The sequence below is a fragment of the Streptomyces sp. 7R007 genome (genome assembly GCF_054850255.1).
The window spans coordinates 26,920-52,094 of sequence record NZ_JBTWMV010000007.1 but is presented as its reverse complement, the minus strand read 5'-3'; the positions used below and the strand labels follow the sequence as shown (position 1 = coordinate 52,094).

The following is a 25,175-nucleotide window of genomic DNA, read 5'->3' as shown; positions in this document are numbered from 1 at the left end:
CCGTCCCCGCCCGCCTCGGGCGCCTCAAGGGCCAACTCGCCACACGCCGTTCACCCGCAGTCCGCCAGAGAGCGTCAGGGTGCCGTCCGTTGAGAGCTCAACAGCTCGTCAGGGAGGGCATCATGACCGCAGGGGCAGGGACATCGGACGGGACGCGGGATTCCGCCGAGGGGGTCAGCCGTCGTCACGCGCTCGGCCTGCTCGGTACGGCGGGGGCGGGCGCGGCCGTCACCCCGCTGCTGGGGGCGGGCACGGCGCAGGCCGCGCCGCCCGAAGCACCGGCCTTTCACGTCACCGCGGACTCCTCCGGCGCGCCCCCGGTCCAGGGGCTGCACCTGACCTTCGGGGCGGACCCCCGCACCCAGATGACGGTCTCGTGGATCACCGACCGGCCGGTGACCAGACCCGTGGTGCACTACGGCACCCTGGAGCACGGCTTCGGCTCCAGCGCCGAGGCCCGGACCGTGACCTACGTCGACGGCACGTCCGACCGGACCGTCTACGTCCACCACGCCCGGCTGAACCGGCTCACCCCGGGCACGGACTACCTCTACCTCGCCACCCACGCGGGCGCGACCCCCGACAGCGGCACGTTCCGCACGGCGCCGCAGGGGCGCAGGCCGTTCACCTTCACCAGTTTCGGCGACCAGTCCGCTCCGCAGGTGACCTGGGCGGCCGACGGCACGGTGGCACTGGACGCCAACTCCACTCCGGCGACGAAGGACATCGTCACCGGCATCGAGCAGGTCGCCCCGCTGTTCCATCTGCTCAACGGCGACCTGTGCTACGCCAACCTCGACGTCGACCGGGTGCGCACCTGGAACAACTTCTTCACCAACAACAGCCGTTCCGCGCGGTTCCGCCCCTGGATGCCTGCCGCCGGCAACCACGAGATCGAGAAGGCCAACGGGCCCCTCGGACTCGGCGCCTACCAGGCCTACTTCACCCTGCCCTCCACCGAGACCGACGCCGAACTGGCCGGCCTGTGGTACGCGTTCACGGTCGGCTCGGTGCGTGTGATCGTGCTGCAGAACGACGACAACTGCCTCCAGGACGGCGGCGACGTCTACATCAACGGCTACTCCGGCGGACGCCAACTCGCCTTCCTGGAACGGGAGCTGAAGGCGGCGCGGGCCTCGCGTGAGGTGGACTGGGTGGTCGTGGCCATGCACCAGGTCATGATCAGTTCCTCGGACGCCAACGGCGCCGACCTCGGCCTGCGCCAGAAGTACGGTCCGCTGTTCGACAGGTACGGCGTCGACCTCGTGCTGTGCGGCCACGAGCACAACTACGAGCGCTCGCTGGCCGTGCGCGGTGTCGTCACCGGCAGCGAGACGCTGACGCCGAACCCGGTCTCGCAGGCCACCGACTCCATCGACACCGGTCTGGGCACCGTCCACATGGTCCTCGGCGGCGGAGGCGTCTCGGGCACCACGAACCAGAAGTTCTTCACCGACGGCACCGCCAAGGTCATCACCGCGGTGTCGGCGACCCCCGGCGCCAACGGCAAGCGCACCTCCACCTACACGAAGGAGGAGGCCGTCTGGACGGGCGTCCGGGACGTCGAACACCCCTACGGCTTCGCTGCCTTCACCGTCGATCCGGGCCGGTACGCGGGCGACACCACCCGTATGCACGTGACCTACTACAACGTGAACAAGCCGCACGGCGAGCTGTCGGTGTTCGAGACCTTCACCCTCCACCGCCGCCGCTCCGACGGCCACGCGGGGTAGTCGCCGCCGGAACCGCTTCTCCGCCCGGTGACGGCCCCGGGGGCGACGCCGAGCGCGGCCCGGGCGGCGCGGCGGCCGAGGATCTCGACGTCGATGCGCACGGGGTGAGCGCGGTCGTGGACAGCGAGCCGTACTCGGTCTCGCCGAAGCCGATCACGACCACGTCCTCGGGGACGCGCCGCCCCAGGTCGCCCAGGGCCGTCAGGGTGCGCAGCGCGGTGTCGTCGTCGAAGGCGGCCACGGCAGTCGCCTCCGGATGCGCCGCCGGGTACGCCTCGACGGCGGCAGGTCCAGCCGCCCGGCGGCCTCGCGGGCGAATCCGAGACGGCCTCGGGCAACGGGACGTCGTGGTCGGGTGGGACCATGGCGATACGGCTGTGGCCGCGTTCGGCAACGTAGCAGGTCTGGAGGGCGGCGCTGGCGGCGAAGCCGTCCTCCGAGCCCCCCTCGGAGGGCTCCTGCCCGGCATGCAGACCTCGCCCGACCGCGGCAGGGCCCGCGCCGCGATGCTGTCGAGGATCTTCTGCGTGACCTCGGGCGCCGCACGACCCTGCCGGACCAGCAGGATGTCGTCGTGCTCGGCCAACTCCTCGCCCAAGCCGCGGACATGGCTGCGGGAGAAGTTGCCCTCCACTGCCGTGGTCGGAGGCGCCCTCGCGCAGCGCGCGGGCGATGCCGTGCACGTGTTCGGGGCGCCGCCCAACGGCGATCTCGCCGACGAGATCACGGTGGCCGATCCCGTGCGCGCAGCGGCACAGCTGTGCCAGGCGATGCCGGGTGACGCCCGGATGCGGCTGCTGACCAACTGGCCCCACCCATCACGGCGTGGCCAAAGCCCCTTCGTGAAGCGGACGCGCCATCGGCGTCTCCGCGAGGACGGATGCCGGCACGCTGACCTGTCTCGATTTTTTGTTGGCAATTCTGTCGTCGATATTGCTGACACTCCGCGGCGGAGCTACGTTCGGGGACCGCGGAGTCGAGCCCCACCGTTCTCGGCTCCGGCACCCCCACCCTCGTCGAACGGAGATCCCGCATGCCCGTACTCAGCAGATGGTGTCGGCGAAGGACCGCCGTCCTTCTCGCCGTCCTGGCCACCGTGCTCACGCTCGTGACCGGGGTGAGCGCGGCGCTGGCCGGCGGTGCCTCGGCCGTCGCGCAGAACGTCGCCGCGGTCGACGCGCACGCCGCCGGCACCACGACGTCCGGCATATCTCCGGCGATGTCCTGCTCCGGGGCGACCTCCCTCGACCTGGCGGCCGCCGTACCGGGGGTGCCGTTCGAGGTCACCTCGGCCACCCAGGTCGGGGCCGGCAGCAACACCCTGGGCAACTGGGCCTACTGTGACGTCAAGGGCGTGATCGCCCCGCAGATCCACTTCGAGCTGCGGCTGCCCGAGACCGGCTGGCAGGGCGACTACCTGCAACTGGGCTGCGGGGGCCTGTGCGGCAACGTCAGCACGGACAGCGCGGCAGCCTCCTACGGCTGCGTGCCGCTGACCGACGGCGCCTTCGCGGTCGCCTCCAGCGACGAGGGCCACTACCAGGGCGGCGGCCTGTTCTCCACCGACCCCAGCCTGCGTGCCGACTTCGGCTACAAGTCCGACCACCTGCTCGTGCAGGCCGCCAAGGCCCTCGTCAAGCGCTACTACGGCCAGGCCGCCACCCGCTCCTACTTCGACGGGTGTTCGCAGGGCGGCCACCAGGCCCTGACCGAGGCGCAGCGCTATCCGACCGACTTCGACGGCATCATCGCCGGCGCCCCCGCCAACAACTTCACCGCGCTCAACACCTTCTCGCACGCCTGGACCGCCCAGTCCGTCTTCCTCAACGGCGGCCCGGCCACCATCACCACAGCCGACCTGGCGCCGATCCACGCCGCCGTCCTCAAGGGCTGCGGCGCGCCCGCCGACGGGATCATCGCCGACCCGCTGGCCTGCACCTGGGACCCGGCGAGCATCCAGTGCAAGAGCGGGCAGACGTCCACCGCCGACGCGTACTGCCTCACCGCCGACCAGGTCACCACCCTGCGCCGCATCTACGCCGGCCCGACCGACGAGCACGGCCGGCTCCTGTACCCCGGCTACCAGTTGCGGGGCTCGGAGCTGAACTGGGCCGGCATCATCGTGCCGACGACCGCCACCGGCACCACCGGTGACCAGAACTTCGTCAGGGAGACCATCCGCTACCAGGTCTTCGACGAACCCCACCCCGAACTGACCTACCGGGACGTGAAGTTCACCGCCGCCTACTTCAAGAGGATCATGCAGCCCAACGAGGGCGTCTACGACGCCACCGACCCCGACCTGACGGCGTTCAAGAAGGCCGGCGGCAAGCTGATCCTGTGGCACGGACTCGGCGACCAGCACATCCCGGCCGTCGGAACGATGGCGTACTACAAGGCGGTCGAGAAGGCCATGGGCGGCGCGGCGGCCACCAGCGGCTTCGCCCGGCTCTTCCTCCTCCCGGGCGTCGCCCACTGCGGCGGCGGTCAGGGCCCGGACAAGTTCGACGCGCTCACCGCGATCGTCGACTGGGTCACCAAGGGCCAGGCACCCGACAGCCTGCTCACCAAGACGGTCGACAGCACCGGCAAGGTCACCTCGTCGCGGCCGGTCTACCCCTTCCCGTACGTCGCCGAGAACACGGGCGGTTCGGCCGACGACCCCTCCGGCTACACCCCGGTCAAGTCCACGGCCGAGGCCGGCCTGATCCTGAACTGGCTCGGCTCCTTCCGCTCCGGCTACGAGAAGGTCGGCGCATGGGTCCATGGCAAGTGGGTCCTCACCCGGGGCAAGGCGTGACCTGTCCCACGACGGTGACGGGCGGGGCCCGGCGCGATGCGGCGCCGGGCCCCGCCCGTCTGCCGTACGGTCAGCTCGCCTCGCCCCCGCCATCTCGCCGGTCAGCGGCACCGTCTCGGACGCGGTGTGCGGGATGGGCCGGGCGCGAACCCCGATGAGGACGAAGGCCACCACGGCCGCCACCAGCATGCCGATCCCGCCGACGAGGGCGCAGGGGTGCAGGGCGTCGGTGCAGCTCGCGACGTAGGCGGACAGGGCCTGCCCCACGCAGACCTGGACGACGCTGTGCGCGGTCACACACACCAGGCGGCCCAGGCAGAACAGCGCCAGACCGCCGAGGTGGGCCTTCTTGCGGCCGTAGAGATCACCGATCACCCGCAGGTCGGCAGCAGCGCCGCGGTCGGCAGGGGGAACGCGTCGGTGATCCACTGGAGCCCGGCGGTGGAGGCGTCGAGCGCCTGCCGCAGCACCGGCAGGGCGACCGAGACGCCGACGACCGGCAGGTAGGAGACGAACACGCCCACGCAGGCCGGCACGATCGTGAGCGTGATGTGCCGGGACTCGGGGGGCGACTGCGCAGGCTGGGGCGGTACGGGGGAAACGACGGCCGGCACAGCACCTCGAAACATCGTGACGTGAGCGGGGAAACCGGCCGAGGTGTGCGACGGCGGGCGATGCCACGCCCTGGGTCCCGATCGAGCGGGCGCGCATCACCGTCCGCCGCAGGACCGACGGCACCAAGCCCGGCGACTCCTTGATGGCCGGAACCCAACCCGGCCCCGCGGCGCGGGCATGCCCTTGGAACCGCGAACAAAGCTGAACCAGGCTGAACGCAGCGGTGTCACGACGCGCCGGCCGGATCAGTCGTTCTCCAGTCGGCGGACGTCCTCCTCGTCCCACGTCCTGGTGTCCCGGGGCTGGGTGTACGGCTCGGCCTCGGGCGGGTGCCCGCCGGCGATGGCCCGCTGGCGCACGCTCTCGGCGTCGAACTCCAGGCCGAGGAGGATGGCGAGGTTGCTGATCCACAGCCACACCAGGAAGACGATGACGCCGGCCATGGTGCCGTAGGTCTTGTTGTACGACGCGAAGTTGGCGACGTAGAAGGCGAACCCGGCGGACGCGGCCAGCCAGATCACCAGGGCCAGGAAGCTGCCCGGGGTGATCCACCGGAACCCCTTGACCTTGGCGTTCGGCGTCGCCCAGTACAGGATCGCGATCATCACCGTCACCAGCAGCACCAGCACCGGCCACTTGGCGATCGACCAGACCGTCAGCGCCGTGTCCCCGATCCCGAGCGCCTGCCCGGCCTGGCGGGCCAGACCGCCGGTGAAGACCACGATCAGCGCGCTGGCCACCGCCAGCACCATCAGCACCACGGTGACGCCGACCCGCACCGGCAGGACCTTCCACACCGGACGGCCCTCGGGCATGTCGTAGACGGCGTTGGCCGCGCGGATGAAGGCGGCCACGTATCCGGACGCCGACCACACGGCCAGCACGATGCCGACCAGGGCCATCACGGAGCCGGTCCCGGAGTGGTTCTGGAGCTGTTCCACGGCCCTGGTGATGATGTCGCGCGCGGAACCGGGGGTCAGTTGCCTGAGGTTGCTCAGCACCTTGGCGGTGGCCGACTTGCCGGTGATCCCCAGCAGGGACACCAGCACCAGCAGCGCCGGGAAGAGCGACAGCACCCCGTAGTAGGTCAGGGCCGCGGCCCGGTCGGTGAGCTCGTCGTCCTTGAACTCCTTCAGGCTGCCCTTGAACACCGCGCCCCAGGCGCCCTTCGGCAGCCGGGTCGGTGTCGGCGGCGCCGCCCGCTCCACGTCTCGGTCCGGCCCCGCGTCCTCCGGCGCCGGCACTCGGGGAGCGCTCGCCCGCTCGGGCTCGTCATGGGTCTTACGCCCGGGAAGATGCAGTTTCGTCATACCGCCCGGGTATCCCGCCGCACCCCGCTCAAGCCGGGCGCTCTACACGCCGTACGGTGCCTGACGCCGCGCCGGCTTCGGGGACGGGGGCGCGTGCGTGCGGAGCTTGGCGCGCAGGGCGTCGGCCTCCGGCAGGCCCAGCTCGTCGAAGAGGTCCAGGGCCTCGTGCCAGGCGTCGAGTGCCGCGCCCGACTCGCCCGCCGCCTCGTGGGTGTCGCCGAGGTAGGTCAGGCCGATGGCCTCGCTGCGGCGGTCGCCGGTCTTGCGGAAGAGGGCGAGGGCCCGGTCGTAGCACTCCACGGCCGTGGTGTGGCGGCCCAGGTGGCGGTGGATGTAGCCGAGGCTGTCCCAGGTGTGTGCCTCGCCGCTGAGGTCGCCCGTGGCCTGGACCAGCGGCAGCGCCTGCCGGCAGTGGGAGTGGGCCTCGCGCAGTTCGCCGAGTTCGGCGAGGTACCAGCCCATGTCGTTGAGGGCGACCGCCTGGCCGCCGCGGTCGTGGGCGAGGCGGAAGTGCTCCAGCGAGCGCCGGGAGTGGTGCAGTGCCTCGCGGGGCGCGCCGTGCGCCCAGGCCATCTTGGCCAGGTTCTGCCGGGTGCGGGCCTGGCCGGCGTGGTTGTCCAGGCGGCGGAAGAGGGCGAGGGCCCGGGTGAAGTGGTCGCGGGCGCCGGCGGGGTCGCGCAGCTGGAAGCGGGCCAGGCCGAGGCCGCGGTGGGCGGTGGCCTGTCCGGTCGGGTCGTCGTGGACGGTCGCCGCGTGGAGGGCGGCGGTGTGGACGTCGGTCAGGGCCTGCCAGTTGCCCTGGCGTTCCAGGAACGTCGTCAGCATCGCCGCGAGCTGCCAGGTGTAACGGTCGAGACCGGGCGCCGGTCGCTCCACGGCCGACAGCAGGACCGGCTGCTCGGCGATCAGCCACGCCAGCGCCTCGTCCCCGTCGGCCGGTTGGCGGGGCAGGGCGCCGGGTTCGGCCGGGGCGAGGGTCATCGGGTGGCGGCGCCGGGTCACCAGGGCGTCGGCCGCGTAGGCGGTGTGCAGGTAGTGGTCCAGCACTCGGCGCCGCGCGGCCCGTACGGCGGGTTCGTCGTCGTGGACGGCCACCAGCTCGGCGGCGTAGGCGCGCAGCAGGTCGTGGCAGGTGTAGCGCCGCGGGGTGTGTTCGGTCAGCAGGTGGGCCGCGGTCAGCTCCGCGGCCGCCTCCCGGACCTGCTCCACTCCTGTGCCGGCGAGTGCGGCGAGGGACGTCAGGTCGGCGTCGGGGCCGGGGTGCAGGCCCAGGAACCGGAACAGGCGGGCGGCCGGCGGGCTGAGTGTGCGGTAGGACCACTGGAAGACCGTCCGTACGGCGGTGGCGGGGTCGCCGGTGTCCAGGGGGTCCAGGATCCGCTCGGCGGTGCGCAGTTCGCCCGCGAAACCGGACAGCGGCACGGCGGGCCGGGCGGCGGCGCGGGCGGCGACGACCGCGAGGGCGAGGGGCAGCCCGGCGCAGCGCACGACGATCTCGTCGACGGCGGCGGCCTCGGCGGCCACCCGGGCGGCGCCGAGGCGGGCGGCGAGCAGCTCACGGCACTCGGCCGGCGTGAGCAGGTCCAGGGCGAGCAACTGCGCTCCCTGGGCGACGGCCAGTCCGGTCAGCGGACCGCGGCTGGTGACCAGGGCCAGACAGCCGGGCGCGCCGGGCAGCAGGGGCCGTACCTGTTCGGCGTCACGGGCGTTGTCGAGCAGCACCAGGACGCGCCGGCCGGCCAGCAGGCTGCGGTACAGGCCCGCTTGCGCGTCCGGCGACTGCGGCACCCGGGCCGCGGGCACCCCCAGCGCGTCGAGGAAGCCGCGCACCGCGCGGTCGGGGGCGAGCGGCGTGCCGCCGGGGTCGAAGCCGCGCAGGTTCACGTACAACTGCCCGTCGGGGAACGCCTCGCGCACCCGGCGCGCCCAGTGCACGGCGAGCGCGGTCTTGCCCACTCCCCCCATGCCCGACAGCGCCGACACGACCACGGCCGCCGGACGGCGCCCGGTATCGGCCAGCAGGGCGTCCAGCCGGGAGAGTTCGTCGGTGCGGCCGGTGAAGGAGTGCGCGCCCATGGGGAGTTGAGCGGGCACGGTGTGCGGGGCGAGTACACCACGCTGATGCCCACCCACACCGTCGCGCACCTCCGCGACGGTGGGCGGTGCCGCCGGGGCGGCGGGCGCGGCGTCCTGGGCGTTCGTGAGGGGGCGCTCGTGGAGGATCTCCTGGTGCAACTCCCTGAGGCGGCGCCCGGGTTCGGTGCCGAGTTCCTCCACCAGACGCCGTCTGGTCTGCGCGTAGCAGCGCAGCGCCTCGCCGCTGTCGCCGGCCGCGTGCAGGGCCCGCATGAGGGCCTCGGCCAGCGGCTCCGTCAGCGGGTACTCGCCCAGCAGGTCGGTCAGCAGGTCCACGACGGACGCCGGGTCGCCGCCGTGGACCTCGATGCCGGCCAGGCGCACGGCGGCGTCCACGCGCTGCCGGCGCCAGGTCTCCCGCATGCGGGCGGGCCAGCCGCCGTGCAGTCCGGCGAGCGGTTCGCCGCGCCACAGGGCGAGCGCCTCGCGCAGCAGCGCGGCACGCGTGTCGTCGGGCTGCGCGTGGTCGCGGGCGCCGGCGGCCAGACGGTGGAAGCGGTGCAGGTCGACGTGGTCGGGGTCGACGTCCAGCTGGTAGCCCCCGGAGCGGCGCAGCACCGGCAGGTGCCCGTCACCGGCGTCGTCCAGGCGTTCCGCCAGCCGCCGGATGCGGGCGATGTGCGCGTACAGGGCGCGGCGCGCGCCGTCGGGCGGATCGGCGTCCCAGATCCGTTCGACGAGCACGTCCACCTGCACCGGCCGGCCGGCGTCCACCGCCAACGCGGCCAGGACAGCGCGGCGTTGGGGCGGACCGAGGTCCACCGACGCACCGCGCACCAGCACTTCCACCGGCCCCGACAGACACAGCCGCAGCACCATGCCCACCCCCCGTGCACATCGCATCCACAGTCTCCTCACATACGCGTGCAGGGCGACAACCTTTCGGCAAAATCTCGGCCCACCCCCGCCCTTCACGCTGTTGCGAGCGACGCCCGCTCCGGCACGGCAGCGCGGCGCGCACCACCGCCCCGGACCGACCACTCCTCGGGGCCACACGTGAACACGGGGGTTGACACGTGCATCGATCGACCACGGCGACCATGACGACGACGGCGCCGGACTGGAGCGCCCCACGGCAGGCGGCACCGGCGCCGGACCTGCACGGACCGGAGTCCGCGACAGCCGGCCGCGGCGTCCTGGAGGGGGCCTTCGCCCTGCTGAACGCCCTGCGTCAGGCGGAGGACGCGGGGGTGACGGCACTGGCCTCGGCGTGCGGTCTGCCCAAGACGACGGCGTACCGGCTGCTCGACCAACTGGTGGAGCTGGGGGCCGTCGAACGCCGTGCGGGCCGCTACCGCATCGGGCCGGGCATGTTCCGGCTGGGCCACGGCTGGCAGCCGTATCCCGGTCTGCGACGGACCGCCGGGCGCCCGCTGCGGCGGCTGGCGGCCGTCACCGGCATGACGGTCGGGCTGGCCGTCCTGTACGAGGGGCAGACCCTGGTGCTGGACTGGACGGCGCCCCCCGACAGTCCCTGTCCGCTGCCCGAGGGCCGGCAGACCTGGCCGTGGTACACGGCGGCCGGCAAGATCCTGGTCGCCTGGGCCCGTCCCGGTCTGCCCCTGGGGCCGCTGCCGCAGACCTGGGCCGGGCAGGCGGCACGCATCCGGGAGAGCGCGGCCGCCTTCGACCGGCAGGAGGTGCTGGCGGGGGTGTGCTGCGCCGCCGTGCCCGTCTTCGCCCGCGACGGCGCGCCGGTGGCGGCGCTGAGCGTGCTGACCGACCCGGACCACAGCCTGGAGCGCCTCGCCGACACCGCCCGCCGCGCGGCCTCGGCCATCAGCGCCGGCCTGCGCCACGCCCGGTGACGGACACGCCGCGGCTGTTCCGCTCATCGGCACAACGGACGACAGCGCCGGGCCCGCTCAGCAGGCTGGACCCGCCGGCGCGAGCACCGTGGTCCCTGGGCGGCGCCAGGCCCGTACACACGCTCGGGAGGGTGCCATGGAGTCGTCACCGCACCGCCGCGTCGGCCCGCCGGGCCCGCCGACCGCCGGGTTCGACGGCGTGCACGGCGTGTGGCGTTCGGTCGAGGGCGACGTGTGGGTGGCCGATCCGGAAGCGGCCCGCGAGGTGCTGGGCAACCGTCACGCGGTGGTGGCGGAGACCTCCGACTTCTACCGCAACCGGCACGGCGTCTTCGGGCCGCGCCCGGCGCAGATCGCCATCGGCCGCGCCGCCCGCGACCTGATACGCCGTCACCTCGACGCCCACCGCGCGGAGTTGCCCGGGCTGGTCGCCGAGCGGCTGGCACCGCACAGCGTGTGGCCGGACGCCGGGAACCTGTTCGTCCTGCACCACCTGCGGGACGTGCTGCTGCACCCGGACGCCCCCGCGCGCGTGCACCGGACCGTGACGGCCGTCGTCGCCCGCGCGGTGCTGGCGGGCGCGCGCCGACGCCACGCGCCGCCGTCCCGGCTGCTGTTCCGGCACCGTGCCCTGCGCGTCCTGCGCGGCGAAGTGCGCGCCCGGCAGCACGAACGCCGCGTCACCGGACCCGCCCGGCCGCGCGACCTCCTCGACGTCGTCGTCGACGGCGCCGGCCCGCAGGCCGACCCGCGGGACCTCGTGGAGGTCTATCTCTCCTTCCTGTTCGCCGTGACCGGCTCGGTCGGGTTCGCGCTCGGCTGGTCGGTCCTCCTCCTGGGCACGCACCCCGAACGCGCGGCGGCCGAGCCGGGCTGGACGGTACGCGAGGCGCTGCGGCTGTGGCCGGTGGCGTGGCTGTTCGCCCGCACGCCGAGCCGGGCGCAGGAGCTGGGCGGCACCCGGGTGACGCCCCGGGACCGGCTCGTGGTGTGCAGCTACCTGGTGCACCGGCACCCCGGGCACTGGGAGCGTCCCGACGAGTTCGTCCCGCGGCGCTGGGCGGCGGGCGTGCCGGACGGGGCGTATCTGCCGTTCGGGCTCGGCCCGCACACGTGCGCCGGCGCGACCGTCACCGTGCGGCTGCTGGAGGACCTCGTCACCCTGCTCACCCGTGACTGGCGGGTGTCGGTCACCCATGACGGCGGCGGGCCCCAGGTGGGTCCGGCGCTGGCTCCGCCGCGGTTCACCGCGGCGCTGAGCCCCCACGACGGCTGCCCCGGGAGGAGGTGAACCAGCATGCGCGCGCTGTATCTCAAGGCGAAGTCGGTCCTCAACATCCGAGGCCAGTACGAGTACTTCTGGTACCTGTACCACCACATCTGACCGGCCCTGCGCGGGGAGGCGCCGAGCCGGTCGCCTCCTCGCGCGCCCACGAGGAGAACGTTCACGATGACCACCCCGCAGCACCCGGAGGACTTCCTGCGTTTCATGCGGATGCGCAGCGCACAGGAGGACGGCGTCTTCTGGGTCGACGACCAGCGGCTCGGTGTGTTCGAGCCGGAGGCGGCACGCCGGGTCAGCGCCACGAACTGGCACCGGTTCGTCATGCACGACCGGCTCGTCGACATGGTGCGCCGCCGGTCCAGCCCCGAGATGCGCTGGAGCCGGATCCGCTCGGCCTGGCTGACCCAGCTGCACACCCTCGCCACCGCCGAACACCACGGCCGGCTGATCGAGCGCATGGAAGGGATCATGGACACCCGGGTCGGTGAGGATCTCGACCTGACCATGCTCATGCAGGACGTGACCCTGCGCTCGCTGCTGCCGCTCGCGCTGAGCGGCCTCACCTCCGCGGAGGCGGAGCTGGTGCGCCGGGACCTGGAGATGAAGCTGCTGCGGCTGGTCTCCCCCGAGCCCGGCAGCACCTGGCACCACCTGCGCTTCATCGCCGTGCAGGTGCGCTCGGGACTGGTGGTGCGGCGGGTGCTGCGCCAGCGCGCCCGGGGCCGGCGCGGACGCGAGCCGGACCTTGCCGACCCGTTCGTGGACCTGCTGCCCGAACTCGGCATGGACCGAGCGCTGGACGTGGTGACGGCCGTCCTGACGGCCATCGGAGGCCCGCCTGGGACGGCCGCGGCGAGCCTGCTGTACGAGTTCGCCCGCCACCCGGACTGGCAGCGGCGTCTGGCGGAGGAGCTGAGCGCCGTGGACCCCGTGGAGTTCCGCACGGCCCCGACCGCCGCGGCTCCGCTGACCCACCGGTTCGTGAAGGAGGTGCTGCGGATGTGGAGCCCGCCGCTGCTGCTGGTGCGCCGCTCCAAGTTCGCCTTCGACCTGGGCCGGACCCGGCTGGAGCCGGGGCAGTGGTATCTGCTGAGCCCGCACATGATCCACCGCGACGAGCGGGTGTGGAAGCAGCCCGACGTCTTCGACCCCGACCGGTTCCTGCCGGGCGCGCCGCACGGCCCGGCGGACCGCAGCTGCTACGTGCCGTTCGGGTGGGCGCCGAAGAAGTGCATCGGCGCGAACATCGGCACCGTCCAGCTGATGGCGCTGCTCCACCTGCTGTGCACGCGCTACCGGTTGAGCGTCGAGCGGCCGCAGGAGGTCACGATGGCCCTGCGCTTCGCACCGGTCCCGGAGAACTTCCGCGGCCGGCTGGCCTTCCGGGACTGACGCCGACGTTCCCCGGCCCAGGTCCGGGGGGTGTGGCCGCGGCGGCGACCCGCAGTGCCTGGGGCCGGCCTCATCCGCTCCGCATGCCCGTCTGGTCCCCGGGCCCCTTCGACGCCCTCCCGCCGCATCCGAACGACCAGCGCATGCTGAACACTGGAGGGAGGAGCACCGTACGAGGGCGCGAGCGCCCGCGAAGGAGGACCGGTGTCGATGAAGGCCGTCGGATCCGGCGTGCCCGGTCTGCGCAGGCAGCTGGGCTCGGCCCTCTTCACCCATGTCGCCGGCCCCGACGGGCCGCGCGACCGCGCCCGCATCCACGACACCCCCGGACCCCGCTGGTTCGGGCCCGAGCGTCCCATCCGCCGGGTGCACGCGGACGCCTCCATGTTCATCGGCGGGCTGTCGGCGCTGCTGCTGCAGTCCCTCCACCCGCTGGCCATGGCCGCCGTGGCCGCCCACTCCGGCTACCGCGGCGACCCCTGGGGCCGGCTCCAGCGCACCAGCCTGTTCCTCGCCACGACCACCTACGGCACCGCGGACCACGCACGACAGGCCTGCGCACAGGTCCGGGCGGTGCACGCGCGCGTGCGCGGCGAGACCGCCGAGGGCGAGGCGTACCACGCCGGGGACCCGCATCTGCTCGCCTGGGTGCACGCCGCCGAGATCGACAGCTTCCTCAGGGCCCATCAGCGCTACGGCGCGCGGCCCCTGTCCGCGGACGGCTGCGACGCGTACGTCGCCGACACCGCGCGGATCGCCCGCGAACTCGGCGTGGTCGATCCCCCGGCCAGCCGCGCCGAACTCGCCGGCCTGCTGGCCGCCTACCGTCCTGAGCTGCGGGCCACCCCGGCGGCGCGAGAGGCCGCCCGCTTCCTGCTGCTGACCCCGCCCGTCCCGCTCGCCGCCCGCCTGCCCTACGGCGTCCTGGCCGCGAACGCGGTCTCCCTGCTCCCCTCCTGGGCCGCCCGGCAACTGCGCCTGCCCCGGCTCCCGGTCGTCGACGAATGGTGCGTCCGCCCCCTCGGCACCGCGATCACCTCGACCATCCGCTGGGCGCTGGCCCCGTCACGCCCCGCGGCGTTCTCGACGACGGCCTGACCCACCGCCCTATGGGGCGGGTTCGCCGCCCGCCCCATACGGCGGCAGGCCGCAACGGCCGACCCCGTGGACCCGCGACCACCGCACCCCCGGAAATGCGATGCACCGTTGGGGCGGTCAGCCTCACGCACCGCGGCCCAGACGCTCGCGTACCCGCCCCGCGCACGGCCGGCGGCACAGCGGAGGGCGCGTGGGCGACGAGCACCGCGGCGGAGGGGCGGGCGCGGTGTGCGGCCGTGGTCCTGGTGCTTGGCGGCCCGCCCCCCACGCGGCCGGCCGGCGAAGTCCGTCGTCGTCAACGGGCTTCGCCGGTCGGGGTCAGATGCGGCCGCCGGTCAGGCGGGTGATGGGGCCGTAGCTGCGGCGGCCGGCGCGGCGGCCCGCGGCGTACGTCGTCGCGCCGAGCGCCGTCAGGCCCGCGCCCACGCCCGCGACGAGCGCCTTGCGCTGGGCGATGACCGTCCAGGCCGTCTTGGCCAGGGCCACGGCCTGACCGGAGGCGGCCACGACGGCCTGGCGGCCCGCTTCCACGCGCTCGGCCGCCGTCTGGGCGACCGCGGTGGTCGTCTCCGCCGTACGCTCGGCCGTCTCGGCGGCCTTTGACGCCGCGTCACCGGTCTTCGCGGCGGCCTTGCCGGCCGCCTCCGACGCCGGAGCGGTCGCCTTCGCCGTGGAGCGCCGGGCCTTGGCGGCGGCACCCCGTGCGGATCCGGAATCTTGATTCGTGTCGTTGTTCGATGGGCTCATGGACATCGCGTTGCCGCTCGCTCGGACCACAAACACGTTCCGGCAAGACCGCGTTCACCGACGCGAGCTGAGGCCCGCCCGTCAGCCGAGCGCGAGTTCCCGCAGCCTCTGCCGGGTGCCGTTGAACCGGTCGTGGTCGCCGACCGTCGGCCCGGACGAGGTGTACTGCCACATCGTGTACGACGACCAGCCGGCCGGCAGCGTGCCCACCGAGGCGGCGTACCGGGCCACCCACAGGGGGTTGGTGGAGCCGAAGGCGGTGGAGCCGCCCGTGCACTGGGCCCACCAGCTGGTGGAGGTGTAGATGACCGCGTTGCGGCCGGTACGGGCCTTGTAGCGGCTCAAGAAGTCACGGATCCAGCCGACCATGCCGCTCGCCGACAGGCCGTAACATGCCTCGCCGTAGGGGTTCCACTCGATGTCGAGGGCGCCCGGCAGCGTTCTGCCGTCGCCGGACCAGCCGCCGCCGTGGTCGACGAAGTAGTCGGCCTGCGCGGTGCCGCTGCCGGAGTCCGGGGTGGCGAAGTGGTAGGCGCCGCGCACCATGCCGATGTCGTAGGCACCGTCGTACTGGCCGGCGAAGTAGGGATTGCGGTAGGACGTGCCCTCGGTGGCCTTCGTGTAGGCCCAGCCCACACCGCTGCTCCACAAGGTGGACCAGGCGACGTCGCGCTGGTAGCTGGAGACGTCCACACCCTCCGTCAGGCCGGCCCGCGGACCCGGGAGTCCGGCCCGTGAGGTGTCGACGCCGTCGTGGGCCAGCACCCCCATGCCCATGTAGGCGCTTCCGCGCACGGGTATGGACTCGGCCGAGGCGGGCGCCGCCGTCAGGGTGGACAGGACGAGCAGAAGACCGGCGAGGGCCGCGGCGGACACGCGCAGGCGCCGGTACGGGGAGAGCGTCGTTTTTCGCACGGTATCCATCCGACCGTCGATCGGCCCGTGCCGCACCTCAAGCGGGTCCTACCGGTCGTCCCGCAACGCGATCCGGACGGTGACGCGTTTGCCCTCCGGCTCCCGCTGCACCTCGTACGACTGGACGAGCGCCGTCACGATCTCCAGGCCGTGCCGGTTCGGCCGCTCGGGGTCGGCGGCCTGTACGACCGGCAGCCGCGCGGCGCGGTCGCGGACCGCCACCTCCAGCAGCTCCGCCACGATCCGCAGCTCCATCGTCACCGGACCGGGCGCGTACTTCCGGGCGTTGGTGACCAGCTCGCTCACCACCAGCTGGGTCACCTCCACGGCCCGCGCCGAGGGCCGCGGACCCCCGACGGCGGGCAGCCTGCCCAGGAACGCGGCCGCGAGCCGGCGCGCCTGCGCGATGCAGCCGGCGTCCGTGTCGAAAACCGCCGTGGCCCGGGTGTGCCCGGTGTCCCGAGCCGTCCCACTGTCGTCCGTACAGGTTGCTTCCATCCGTCTCGCCTTCGCCGCCGCCACCCCGAGCCGGTCGGCCCGCCGTCACCTGTGGGTGCGGGGCAACCGGACGACCTGGACGAAGAAGTCGTCGATCTGGCGCACCGCGGCGATGAACTGGTTCAGGTCGACGGGCTTGGTGACGTAGGCGTTGGCGTGGAGTTTGTAGCTGCGCAGGATGTCCTCCTCGGCGGCGGAGGTGGTGAGCACCACCACGGGGATGTGCGACAGCTCCGGATCGGACTTGATCTTCTCCAGGACCTGACGTCCGTCGTACTTGGGCAGGTTGAGGTCGAGGAGGATCAGGTCGGGCTGCGGTGCCTCGGCGTGCTCGCCGCGGCGGTAGAGGAAGTCGAGCGCCTCCTCGCCGTCGCGGACGACGTGCAGGGTGTTGCCGATCCTGTTGTCCTCGAACGCCTCCCGGGTCATCAGCTCGTCGCCGGCGTCGTCCTCGACGAGAAGCACGTCTACGGGGGTGGCGGCGGGAGTGGTCATGCCAGGACCTCTTTCTGCGTGTCGTGCGAGGCGTCCGTCACTTCGGCGGCGACCGGGAGGGTGAAGCAGAAGCGCGTGCCCTCACGGTGGGTGGTGTCCATCCAGATGCGCCCACCGTGATACTCGACGATCTTCTTGCACAAGGCCAGCCCGATGCCGGTGCCACCGTAGGCGTCCCGGCTGTGCAGCCGCTGGAAGATGACGAAGACCTTCTCCGCGAACTCCTGTGAGATCCCGATGCCGTTGTCGGTGACGGTCAGCAGCCAGGAGTCGGGGTGGTCGGGATCCTGGTCGCAGGTGATGCGGATGCGCGGCGCGCGGTCGCGGTGGCGGAACTTCACGGCGTTGCCGACGAGGTTCTGCCAGAGCATGGCCAGCAGCATCGGGTCCCCGACCACCTCGGGCAGCTTCTCCGGCCGCTCGACGCGGGCGTCCGACTCGCTCACCGCCGTGTCCAGGTTGTCCAGGGCCTTGTCGAGGGCCTGGCCGAGGTCGACGGGCAGCCGGGCGTCGTTGACGCGGCCGACGCGGGAGAAGGTGAGCAGGTCGTTGATGAGCACCTGCATGCGTTTGGCGCCGTCCACGGCGAAGTCGATGTACTGCCGGCCGCGGTCGTCGAGCTGGTCGCCGTAGCGTTTCTCCAGCAGCTGGCAGAAGGAGGCGACCTTGCGCAGCGGCTCCTGCAGGTCGTGGGAGGCCACGTAGGCGAACTGCTCCAGTTCGGCGTTGGAGCGCCTGAGTTCGACGGCCTGCGCGTCGAGGTCGGCGGCCTGCTGGGTGAGCGTCCGCTGCTGGTCGCGGGAGGCGTCCAGTTCGGCGACGATCTGCTGGCGCATCTCCTCGACGTCGTGTGCCACCGCGGCGAGGTCCTTGGGTCCGCCGCCGGTGATGACATGGCCGAAGTCGCCGCGCGCGACCCGGCGGGAGGACTCGCGCAGGGCGGCCACGGGGCGGGCCACCAGCAGGTTGATCAGCACCGTGAGCACGGCGCACGTCAGGAGGAAGGCGCCGACCATGGCGCCGAGGACGCCGGTGCGCAGGACCCGTACGTGGTCGAGCCGGTCCTTGCCGGCGTGGACGGCCCGGGCCAGGTCGGCGTTCTGGTCGGCGAACAGGCCGCGCAGCCGGTCGAAGGCCTTCTTGCCGCGCTCCGTGGTGGCGGTGTCGACCGTGCCGGGGTGTCCGACGGTCACCTTGGCGATCACCGGCTGCGCGTAGGTACGGCGCCACTGGCCCGCCTGCCGTTCGATCGCCTCCAGGTCCGCGAGGAGGGCGGGCCGGTCGCCGACGAGCCGGCGCAGCCGGGCGGCGGAGCGGGCCTCGTCCCGCTTGCCCTGGGAGTACGGTTCGAGGAACTGCGGGCCGGCGGCTATGGCGTAGCCGCTGACCCCGGTCTGCTGGTTCACCAGGGCCGCCTGGAGCCGGTAGGCCTCCGTCTGGGCCGGCAGGATGCGATCGGACAACTGGTCGCTGGTGTCCGACGTCTGGCCCAGCAGTCTGACCCCGATCACGGTGCCGACGACGACCAGCAGCACCATCAGCGACACCACCAGGTAGAACCAGCCCCGCACCGTCAGCCGACGGCTCAACCACGGCCCGCGGGCCTCACTCGCGCTCACTGTCCCTCTCCGACCTCGTCCTCCGGCTGCCCCGGCCGCCAGCTCAGGTGCAGCACCGCCACGTCGTCGTCCAGTCCGCCGTGGTCCTCCGCGAGCTCCTCCGCGGCCTGGATCAGCCCGTCGACGAACGGCTCCGCCTCCCGTCCGGCCAGTCCCCGGGCGAGGCCGAGCAGCCCCTGTTCGCCGAGCCGTTCCGGCCCGTGGCCCACGTGCCCTTCGAACAGCCCGTCGGTCAGCAGCACCAGCGCCGCGCCGGGCGGCACCTCGAGCTCCTCGACCGGCCAGCGCGCCCGGCCCGGGACGACGCCGAGCGCGGGCCCGGCGGGCACCTCGACCCACTCCACGCGCTGTCCGGGGGTGCGCAGCAGCATGCCCGGGTGCCCGGCCCGCACGATCCGCACGCGGTGGGTGTCGGGCTCGACGGTGAGGCTGGCCAGCGTGGCGAAGACGTCGCCGCGGGCCCGCTCGGCCACCAGGATCTCCTCCAGGCGCGCCACCTGTTCGGCTCCCGCGACGCCGCTGAGCACCAGGGTGCGCCAGGCGATCCGCAGGGCGACGCCGAGGGCCGCCTCGTCGGGGCCGTGTCCCGAGACGTCCCCTATGAGGGCGTGGACGGTGCCGTGCGCGCTCTGCACGATGTCGTAGAAGTCACCGCCCAGCAGTGCCTGGGAGCGGCCGGGGCGGTAGCGGGCCACCACGTCGACGCCGTCGCCGTGCAGCAGCGGGCGGGGCAGCAGGCCCCGTTCCAGGCGGGCGTTCTCCTGGGCGTGCATCTGGCTGGCCTGCAGCGCCACGGCGGCCTGCTCGGCCTGCTTGCGCTGGATGGCGTAGCGCACGGCCCGCCCGAACAGCTCGGGCTCGACGCGGCCCTTGACCAGATAGTCCTGGGCGCCCGCGGCGACCGCGGCGAGGCCGGTCTCCTCCTCGGCCAGACCGGTCAGGACGACCACGGCGACCTGGTCGGTGTGCCGCTGGATCGTCGAGACCGCCTCCAGCCCGTGGGCGTCGGTCAGATGCAGGTCCAGCAGCACGCAGTCGGGTGTCTCGCGGGCCAGCACCTCGCGGGCCTCGGCCATCGAGCGCACCCAGCGCAGGCGCATCTTGGGGGCGCTGTCGGCGACCAGCTCCTCCACCAGCAGCGCGTCGCCGGGGTCGTCCTCGACGAGCAGGACGGACGGCTCGCGCCACTGCCACACCACGCCGGTGCCGTCGCGCGGGGCCGGCACCGAACCGACAGCCCTCGGCTGCGACGTCACCATCTTCTCGGCATCCTCAAACTACGCACACACCCACTTCGGTCTAGACCATAACGCGCGCGGACGGCCGGTCCGCCGGGGGCCCGGCCCGGAGCACGCGCGCGGCGGCCGGTGCCGCCGCGCGTGTGGTCCTGACGGTGAGCCGCCCGCTCCTGGAGGGCGGTTCAGCCCGTGCCGAGGAGGCCTTCGCGCAACTGCGCGAGGATGCGGCCGAGCAGCCGGGAGACGTGCATCTGGGACACGCCGAGCTCCTTTCCGATCTCGGCCTGGGTGCGCTCCTCCACGAAGCGCAGATGGAGGATCCGGCGTTCGCGTTCGTCGAGTTCCGCGACGAGCGGGGCGAGGGAGTGGAAGTCCTCCACGAGCTCCAGCGCCCCGTCCTCGCAGCCGATGAAGTCCGCCAGCACGCTCTCGCCGTCGGCACCGGCGGACAGGGTGGCGTCCAGGGAGGAGGAGGTGTAGCCGTTGGAGGCCAGCCGGGCCTCGATGACCTCTTCCTCGGACAGGCTCATCAGCTGCGACAGCTCCGCGACGGTGGGCGTGCGGCCCAGGCGGCTGCTCAGCTCCTCCGTCGCCTTGGCGAGCTGGACGCGCGCCTCCTGCAGCCGGCGCGGTACGTGGACGGCCCAGGAGGTGTCGCGGAAGAACCGCTTGATCTCGCCGACGATGTAGGGGATCGAGAAGGAGGTGAACTCCACCTCGCGCGAGATCTCGAACCGGTCGATCGCCTTGATCAGTCCGATGATGCCGACCTGGACGATGTCCTCCATCTCCTCCGGGCCGCGGCTGCGGAAGCGGGAGGCGGCGAAGCGCACCAGTGAGATGTTCATCTCGATGAGCGTGTTGCGTGCGTACTGGTACTCCTCGGTGCCCTCTTCCAGCACCGCCAGCCGTCCCAGGAAGTGACGTGTCAGCTCGCGGGCGTCCTTCGGGGCGACCTGGGAGGGGCGGACGACCTCGGTCAGTTGTCCCCTACCGGTCTCCGTCGTGATCGGCGCCGTCATCGCGCTGTCCCTCCCCTGCGTTCCGTGCGGCCGGTCGGCCGCCCGGGCTGGCGTGTACCCCCGTTTTCCGTTCTCATCCATCGGAATCGTGGACTTGCCCCGAAGGGGTCCGGAGGGGGGCTCACCGCGTCGTACCGGCGGACCTCCCGCCGGTGGGGTCAGGGACCTCAGTGGACGCTCTCCCGGCGCGAGCGCGGTGGGGTGGAGCGGCCGGAGACGGTCGTGCCGGAGGCGGCGGCGCGGGCCGGGGCGTCGGGCAGGGTGAAGGCGAAGACGGACGTCACGGCGGCGAGCGCGGCCAGCACCAGGTACGCCTGCTGGTAGGCGCTGACGGGCGCCTGCGCGGCGGCCGCCGCGGGCGTGTTCAGGACCAGTGCGGTGGTCGCGACGGCCGGGGCCAGGGCGCCGCCGGTCTGCCGGACGACCGTGTTGAGCATGGAGGCCTGGGTCACGTCCTGCCGGGCTATGGTCGCCAGCGAGGCCACCGTCGTCGGCATGAAGACGCCCCCCATGGCGATGCCGAGCAGGAACATGTAGGCGCGGAAGGTCCACAGCCCGGTGTGCTCGTCGCAGGTGGCGAAGAGCAGCAGGACGGCGCTGACCCCGGCCAGACCGCAGCCGACGATCAGGCGGGGGCCGACCCGGGCGTAGAGGACCCCGGCGACCTGGACGGTCAGCAGGACGCCGAACGCCTCGGGGAAGGTGCTGGTGCCCGACTCCAGCGCGGTGTGGCCCTGCGCCTGCTGGAGGAAGAGCGGGCCGAGGTACATCGCGCCGAGGATCGGCACCAGACCGACGAGGTTGATCAGGTTGGTGTCCCGGAAGAGCCGGTCCGCGAACAGGCGCAGCTTCAGCAGCGGCTCGGCGGTGCGCAGTTCGAAGGCGACGGCGGCGGCGAGCAGGACCGCGCCGGCGACCAGGGCGGTGACCACGGGGCCGGAGGACCAGCCGCGGTTGGGGCCCTCGCAGACGCCGAACATCGTGGTCCCCAGCCCCGCGGCGCTCAGCAGCAGGCCGGTCAGGTCGAACCGGCCGGGCCGGGGGCCGCGGTGTTCGGCGAGGAAGAACAGCCCGAACAGGACGGCCGGCAGGCCCACCGGCAGGTTGACGTAGAAGACCCACCGCCAGGACAGGTGGTCCACGAGCAGGCCGCCGAGGATGGGGGCGGCGGCCGGGGCCACCTGCTGGGGGATGATCATGTAGCGGGAGATCCGCACCTGTTCGGCGGAGGTGAAGGTGGCGAAGAGCAGTGCCGCGGAGGCCGGGAAGAGCACGCCGGCCGAGATTCCCTGGACCGCGCGGAAGGCGACGAGCCGGGCGAGGTCGGGTGCCGTGCCGCACAGCAGGGACGAGCCGAGGAAGGCGGTCAGTGCGGTGAGCAGGACGCGTTTGCCGCCGAAGCGGTCGACCAGCCAGGCGGAGGCGGGTATGGCCATGGCCAGGCAGACCGGGTAGACGACGACCACGCCGTCCAGGGCGGCCGTGGTCAGCCGGAACTGGCCGGCGATCGAGGGCAGCGCGACGGTGGTGATCGCCCCGTCGACGATCGCCATGAACGTCACGCTGACGCACATGACGGGGACGACCAGGCGCTGGCTGAGACGGATGGGGAAGCGGGAGCGACGAGGAACCGGAAGCACATGCTGAGCATACTCACTATGTGACTGCTCATAGAATGGGTTTTTTCGGCACGCAAGGCGGCCACGTCGGATCCGGGGAGCGGTATGGCAGTGCAGGGCAGCAGCGACGTCCTCGTCGACGAGTTGTACGAGACCACCCACCAGCTGCGCCGGTTCGTGGAGGAACGGCTGCGGGCCGGCGGTGCCTCCGTGGCCAGGCTGCGCGCCCTGCGGATGCTGGCCCGCGCCGAGCAGCCGCTGCGGATGCGGGACCTGAGCGAGATGACGGGGGTCGCGGCCCGGACCACGACCAGCATCGTGGACAGCCTGGAGCGGGACGGACTGGTGGAGCGGGTACGGCACCCGCACGACCGGCGCGCGTTCCTGCTGCGGCTCACGGAGGCGGGCGTGCGGTGCCATCGGAAGGCGGAGGAGGTGGACCGTCTCGCGCTGGCCGAGGCGACGGCCGCGCTCGGCGAGGAGGACCGGGCCGAGCTGCGCCGTCTGCTGGCGCGTATTCGCACGGCCACCACCTGATATTCGGGTGCCGAGCGCGTACCGTCTCAGGGTAAGGATCAGCCGACAGGTCGCGGCAAGTGGCCCCGAACGCAGAGGTGACCGATGCAGTGGCGGGAGTTTGCCGAACAGATGGCCCAGCTGGCACGCGACCTGCTGACCAAGGAGTCGGTGCAGGAGACGCTGGACGCGATCGCGTCGTCGGCGGTGCGGCTGATCCCGGGGTGTGACGCGGCCGGCATCCTCGCGGTGCGCAAGGGCCGCTCCGTGACCCTCGCGTACTCCGGCGAGATGGTCCAGGAGAGCGACCGCATCCAGGGCGAGCTCGGCGAGGGCCCGTGCTTCGACCTGGCGCACGGCGCCGCCGACGAGCGCGCCTACCGCATCGAGGACGTGACCAAGCCCCAGCCGACGTGGCCGCGCTTCGCCCTGGAGGCCCGCCGGCTCGGGATCGGCAGCATGACCGGCGTCCTGCTGTACACCGACCGGGACGACTTCGGCGCCCTGAACCTCTACTCACGCCGTCCGGGAGCCTTCACCCACGACTTCGAGACCGCCGGCTGGCTGCTGGCCTCGCACGCGGCCGTGGCGCTGTCCAGCGCGCGCACGATCGACCAGCTGGAGCACGCCATGGACACCCGGCACGCCATCGGCGAGGCCATGGGCATTCTCATGGAGCGCCACCGGCTGAGCGAGGACGACGCCTTCAACGTCCTGCGCAAGATCTCACAGGATCACAACGTCAAGCTGCGCGACATCGCCCAACGGGTGCGCGACGAGCACACGAACGGCTCCTGACCCGCCCTGGTCACCGTCTGCGGCCGCGCACGGACCATCCGGTGCCGACGCCCGCCAGGTGCAGTGCCAGCACGGCGAGACCGAGCAGCATCACGTTGGTCGAGGTGAACGTGTCGTTCGTGGACAGGTCGGCCGCGTTGATGAGGAAGGCGATGAAGAAGAGAACCGCGGAGATGATCGCCAGCATGGTGGGCGCCCCTTCGCTCGTCGGTGGTGCGCGTCGCACCGTGTGCACTCCGGATGCCCCCAACTCCCGGCCGCACACGGGCTCTTGTACGCGCTTCACCGGCCGGCGGCGATGCCGTCACCCGGCCAGCGACGAGGCCAGCTCCTCGGCGGCCCGCACCAGTTCGGCATCCCGCTCCCCCAGCAGCCGCGGGAGGGCGCCGGCGTGGTCGCGCACGGCTCGGCGCGCGGCGCACTCCCAGTCGACGTAGTGGCCGTGGTGACGCCGCAGCTTCGGGTAGGCGGCGGCCGTGGTCTCCCACTGGCGCGCCTCGGCGATGTTGCGCAGCAGGTGCAGGATCTGCGGCCGGCAGGTGACCTGCGGGCGCTGGGCGAGGTCCCACAGGAACGGGACGGTGGCCGCCGTGGCCTGGTCGACGACGAAGCCGTACTGGCAGATGCGGTTGCGCAGCCTCTCCAGCGCGCCGCGGGCCACGGCGGCGTCGCCCGAGGCCACGGCGGCCAGCAGGAAGGGGATCGCCGCCGCTGAGCCGGAGGTGTCTCTGAGCTCGCTCCAGGGCACCTGTGTGACGTCGGCGAGGGTCGCCGCGGGCCGGTCGTGTCCCAGAAGTCTGCTCATGGCTTCAGGCCTTCAGCGCTGAGTCGCGGGCGGCGCCGGCCCGGATGGGCAGCATGGCCCAGACGGTCTTGCCGGCGGGGGCGGAGCGGGTCCAGCCCCAGTGTTCGGACAGGGCGTCCACGATGTGCAGGCCGCGCCCGCGGTCGTGGAACGGGTCCGTGACCTGCGGGCAGGCGGGCAGGGCGGCGCCCGGGTCGGTGACGGCGCACAGCAGGTGCGCGGTCCGCAGGGTGAGCCGCAACCGCACGCCGGGCCCGGCTCCCGGCGCGTCGGGCCGCGCGTGCTGTACGGCGTTGGCGACCAGTTCCGACACGACGACCAGGGCGTCGTCCCGGCAGTCGTCCACGTGCCAGCGGGCGAGGGCGCCGGCGGTGAAGCGGCGCGCCCGGGCGCAGTCCCGCTCGGTGCCGCGCAGGTGCAGCGCGAAGGTCCGGGGTGCTTCCCCCGGTGGCCCGGCCAGGGGCGCGCGGGGCTCCACCGTGCTCGTGGTCGGGCCGGACAGCGCTGCTGGGTGCGCGGGCAACGACACGGCGTCTCCCTGAGAGGACGTCAGGACGGGGCGTCGACGCGGAGGTTGACGCCTTGGTTATTATCCACGACGACAGCAGCTTCGTGCAATTTCACGGGAAATTGCGCGAGGGAGACGGACATCGGCTCGGCGCGCGGCGGCCACCCCTTGCGGGGTTGGCGGTCGACGACGAGGCATCGCACCTGCAAGGAGATTGA

The 25,175-nt window shown here is 73.0% G+C and carries 24 protein-coding genes; 9 read left to right on the top strand and 15 right to left on the bottom strand.

Annotation, left to right across the window (positions count from 1 at the left end):
* Positions 1-122: 122 nt before the first annotated feature.
* A complete protein-coding gene (locus ACYF6T_RS11615; protein ID WP_461695714.1) occupies positions 123-1,733 on the top strand; it encodes a purple acid phosphatase family protein in 1,611 nt (536 codons plus the stop codon).
* On the opposite strand, the gene ACYF6T_RS11610 is transcribed toward ACYF6T_RS11615, so the two are convergent.
* The gene (locus tag ACYF6T_RS11610; RefSeq protein WP_461695713.1) at positions 1,693-1,974 is read right to left on the bottom strand and encodes a substrate-binding domain-containing protein; all 282 of its coding nucleotides are present in this window, start codon (positions 1,972-1,974) and stop codon (positions 1,693-1,695) included. The genes ACYF6T_RS11615 and ACYF6T_RS11610 overlap by 41 nt on opposite strands.
* Before the next feature lie 792 nt (positions 1,975-2,766).
* On the opposite strand from ACYF6T_RS11610, the gene ACYF6T_RS11605 reads away from it, so the two are divergent.
* The gene (locus tag ACYF6T_RS11605; protein WP_461695712.1) at positions 2,767-4,533 is read left to right on the top strand and encodes a tannase/feruloyl esterase family alpha/beta hydrolase; all 1,767 of its coding nucleotides are present in this window, start codon (positions 2,767-2,769) and stop codon (positions 4,531-4,533) included.
* Between the two features lie 371 nt (positions 4,534-4,904).
* On the opposite strand, the gene ACYF6T_RS11600 is transcribed toward ACYF6T_RS11605, so the two are convergent.
* The 3 genes from ACYF6T_RS11600 to ACYF6T_RS11590 form a co-directional block, all read right to left on the bottom strand.
* On the bottom strand, positions 4,905-5,069 hold the full coding sequence (locus ACYF6T_RS11600; RefSeq protein WP_461695711.1) for a hypothetical protein: 165 nt from the start codon (positions 5,067-5,069) through the stop codon (positions 4,905-4,907).
* 324 nt (positions 5,070-5,393) lie between these two features.
* The gene (locus ACYF6T_RS11595; protein WP_461695710.1) at positions 5,394-6,458 is read right to left on the bottom strand and encodes a YihY/virulence factor BrkB family protein; all 1,065 of its coding nucleotides are present in this window, start codon (positions 6,456-6,458) and stop codon (positions 5,394-5,396) included.
* Between the two features lie 42 nt (positions 6,459-6,500).
* Complete coding sequence (locus ACYF6T_RS11590; RefSeq protein ID WP_461695708.1) at positions 6,501-9,437, bottom strand: AfsR/SARP family transcriptional regulator; 2,937 nt, start codon at positions 9,435-9,437, stop codon at positions 6,501-6,503.
* Positions 9,438-9,634: 197 nt separating this feature from the next.
* On the opposite strand from ACYF6T_RS11590, the gene ACYF6T_RS11585 reads away from it, so the two are divergent.
* The 5 genes from ACYF6T_RS11585 to ACYF6T_RS11565 all read left to right on the top strand — a co-directional run bounded on the left by ACYF6T_RS11585 (position 9,635) and on the right by ACYF6T_RS11565 (position 14,177).
* Complete coding sequence (locus ACYF6T_RS11585) at positions 9,635-10,402, top strand: IclR family transcriptional regulator (protein WP_461695706.1); 768 nt, start codon at positions 9,635-9,637, stop codon at positions 10,400-10,402.
* A gap of 136 nt (positions 10,403-10,538) precedes the next feature.
* Positions 10,539-11,693 (top strand): cytochrome P450, encoded by a 1,155-nt coding sequence (locus ACYF6T_RS11580; RefSeq protein ID WP_461695704.1) that lies wholly within the window; start codon positions 10,539-10,541, stop codon positions 11,691-11,693.
* A gap of 6 nt (positions 11,694-11,699) precedes the next feature.
* Positions 11,700-11,786, top strand: a complete 87-nt coding sequence (locus tag ACYF6T_RS11575; protein WP_461696010.1) for a hyalucidin A family RiPP precursor — start codon at positions 11,700-11,702, stop codon at positions 11,784-11,786.
* Between the two features lie 66 nt (positions 11,787-11,852).
* A complete protein-coding gene (locus ACYF6T_RS11570) occupies positions 11,853-13,079 on the top strand; it encodes a cytochrome P450 (RefSeq protein WP_461695703.1) in 1,227 nt (408 codons plus the stop codon).
* Positions 13,080-13,289: 210 nt separating this feature from the next.
* Complete coding sequence (locus ACYF6T_RS11565) at positions 13,290-14,177, top strand: oxygenase MpaB family protein (RefSeq protein WP_461695701.1); 888 nt, start codon at positions 13,290-13,292, stop codon at positions 14,175-14,177.
* 318 nt (positions 14,178-14,495) lie between these two features.
* On the opposite strand, the gene ACYF6T_RS11560 is transcribed toward ACYF6T_RS11565, so the two are convergent.
* The 8 genes from ACYF6T_RS11560 to ACYF6T_RS11525 form a co-directional block, all read right to left on the bottom strand.
* Entirely contained in the window at positions 14,496-14,930 is a 435-nt protein-coding gene (locus tag ACYF6T_RS11560) for a hypothetical protein (RefSeq protein ID WP_461695700.1), read from the bottom strand.
* A gap of 75 nt (positions 14,931-15,005) precedes the next feature.
* Positions 15,006-15,848, bottom strand: coding sequence for a lysozyme (locus tag ACYF6T_RS11555; RefSeq protein WP_461695699.1), 843 nt, complete (start codon positions 15,846-15,848; stop codon positions 15,006-15,008).
* A 39-nt stretch (positions 15,849-15,887) separates the two neighbouring features.
* Positions 15,888-16,337, bottom strand: coding sequence for an ATP-binding protein (locus tag ACYF6T_RS11550; protein ID WP_461695698.1), 450 nt, complete (start codon positions 16,335-16,337; stop codon positions 15,888-15,890).
* A 45-nt stretch (positions 16,338-16,382) separates the two neighbouring features.
* Entirely contained in the window at positions 16,383-16,832 is a 450-nt protein-coding gene (locus ACYF6T_RS11545) for a response regulator (protein WP_461695697.1), read from the bottom strand.
* On the bottom strand, positions 16,829-18,370 hold the full coding sequence (locus ACYF6T_RS11540; RefSeq protein ID WP_461696009.1) for a sensor histidine kinase: 1,542 nt from the start codon (positions 18,368-18,370) through the stop codon (positions 16,829-16,831). The genes ACYF6T_RS11545 and ACYF6T_RS11540 overlap by 4 nt, the downstream gene beginning before the upstream one ends.
* 77 nt (positions 18,371-18,447) lie before the next feature.
* A complete protein-coding gene (locus ACYF6T_RS11535; protein WP_461695696.1) occupies positions 18,448-19,710 on the bottom strand; it encodes a PP2C family protein-serine/threonine phosphatase in 1,263 nt (420 codons plus the stop codon).
* Positions 19,711-19,871: 161 nt separating this feature from the next.
* Complete coding sequence (locus ACYF6T_RS11530) at positions 19,872-20,711, bottom strand: RNA polymerase sigma factor SigF (RefSeq protein WP_461695695.1); 840 nt, start codon at positions 20,709-20,711, stop codon at positions 19,872-19,874.
* A gap of 167 nt (positions 20,712-20,878) precedes the next feature.
* Complete coding sequence (locus ACYF6T_RS11525) at positions 20,879-22,273, bottom strand: DHA2 family efflux MFS transporter permease subunit (protein WP_461696007.1); 1,395 nt, start codon at positions 22,271-22,273, stop codon at positions 20,879-20,881.
* Between the two features lie 162 nt (positions 22,274-22,435).
* Between ACYF6T_RS11525 and ACYF6T_RS11520 the strand changes: the two genes are divergently transcribed.
* Both ACYF6T_RS11520 and ACYF6T_RS11515 read left to right on the top strand, forming a co-directional pair.
* Positions 22,436-22,867, top strand: coding sequence for a MarR family winged helix-turn-helix transcriptional regulator (locus ACYF6T_RS11520; RefSeq protein WP_461695694.1), 432 nt, complete (start codon positions 22,436-22,438; stop codon positions 22,865-22,867).
* A gap of 84 nt (positions 22,868-22,951) precedes the next feature.
* Complete coding sequence (locus ACYF6T_RS11515) at positions 22,952-23,644, top strand: GAF and ANTAR domain-containing protein (protein WP_461695692.1); 693 nt, start codon at positions 22,952-22,954, stop codon at positions 23,642-23,644.
* Positions 23,645-23,654: 10 nt separating this feature from the next.
* Here the strand turns inward: ACYF6T_RS11515 and ACYF6T_RS11510 are convergent, their stop codons facing one another.
* The 3 genes from ACYF6T_RS11510 to ACYF6T_RS11500 all read right to left on the bottom strand — a co-directional run bounded on the left by ACYF6T_RS11510 (position 23,655) and on the right by ACYF6T_RS11500 (position 24,978).
* Positions 23,655-23,831, bottom strand: a complete 177-nt coding sequence (locus tag ACYF6T_RS11510; protein WP_461695691.1) for a hypothetical protein — start codon at positions 23,829-23,831, stop codon at positions 23,655-23,657.
* A 117-nt stretch (positions 23,832-23,948) separates the two neighbouring features.
* Complete coding sequence (locus ACYF6T_RS11505; protein ID WP_461695689.1) at positions 23,949-24,449, bottom strand: hypothetical protein; 501 nt, start codon at positions 24,447-24,449, stop codon at positions 23,949-23,951.
* A 4-nt stretch (positions 24,450-24,453) separates the two neighbouring features.
* Positions 24,454-24,978, bottom strand: coding sequence for an ATP-binding protein (locus ACYF6T_RS11500; protein WP_461695688.1), 525 nt, complete (start codon positions 24,976-24,978; stop codon positions 24,454-24,456).
* Positions 24,979-25,175 lie beyond the last annotated feature (197 nt).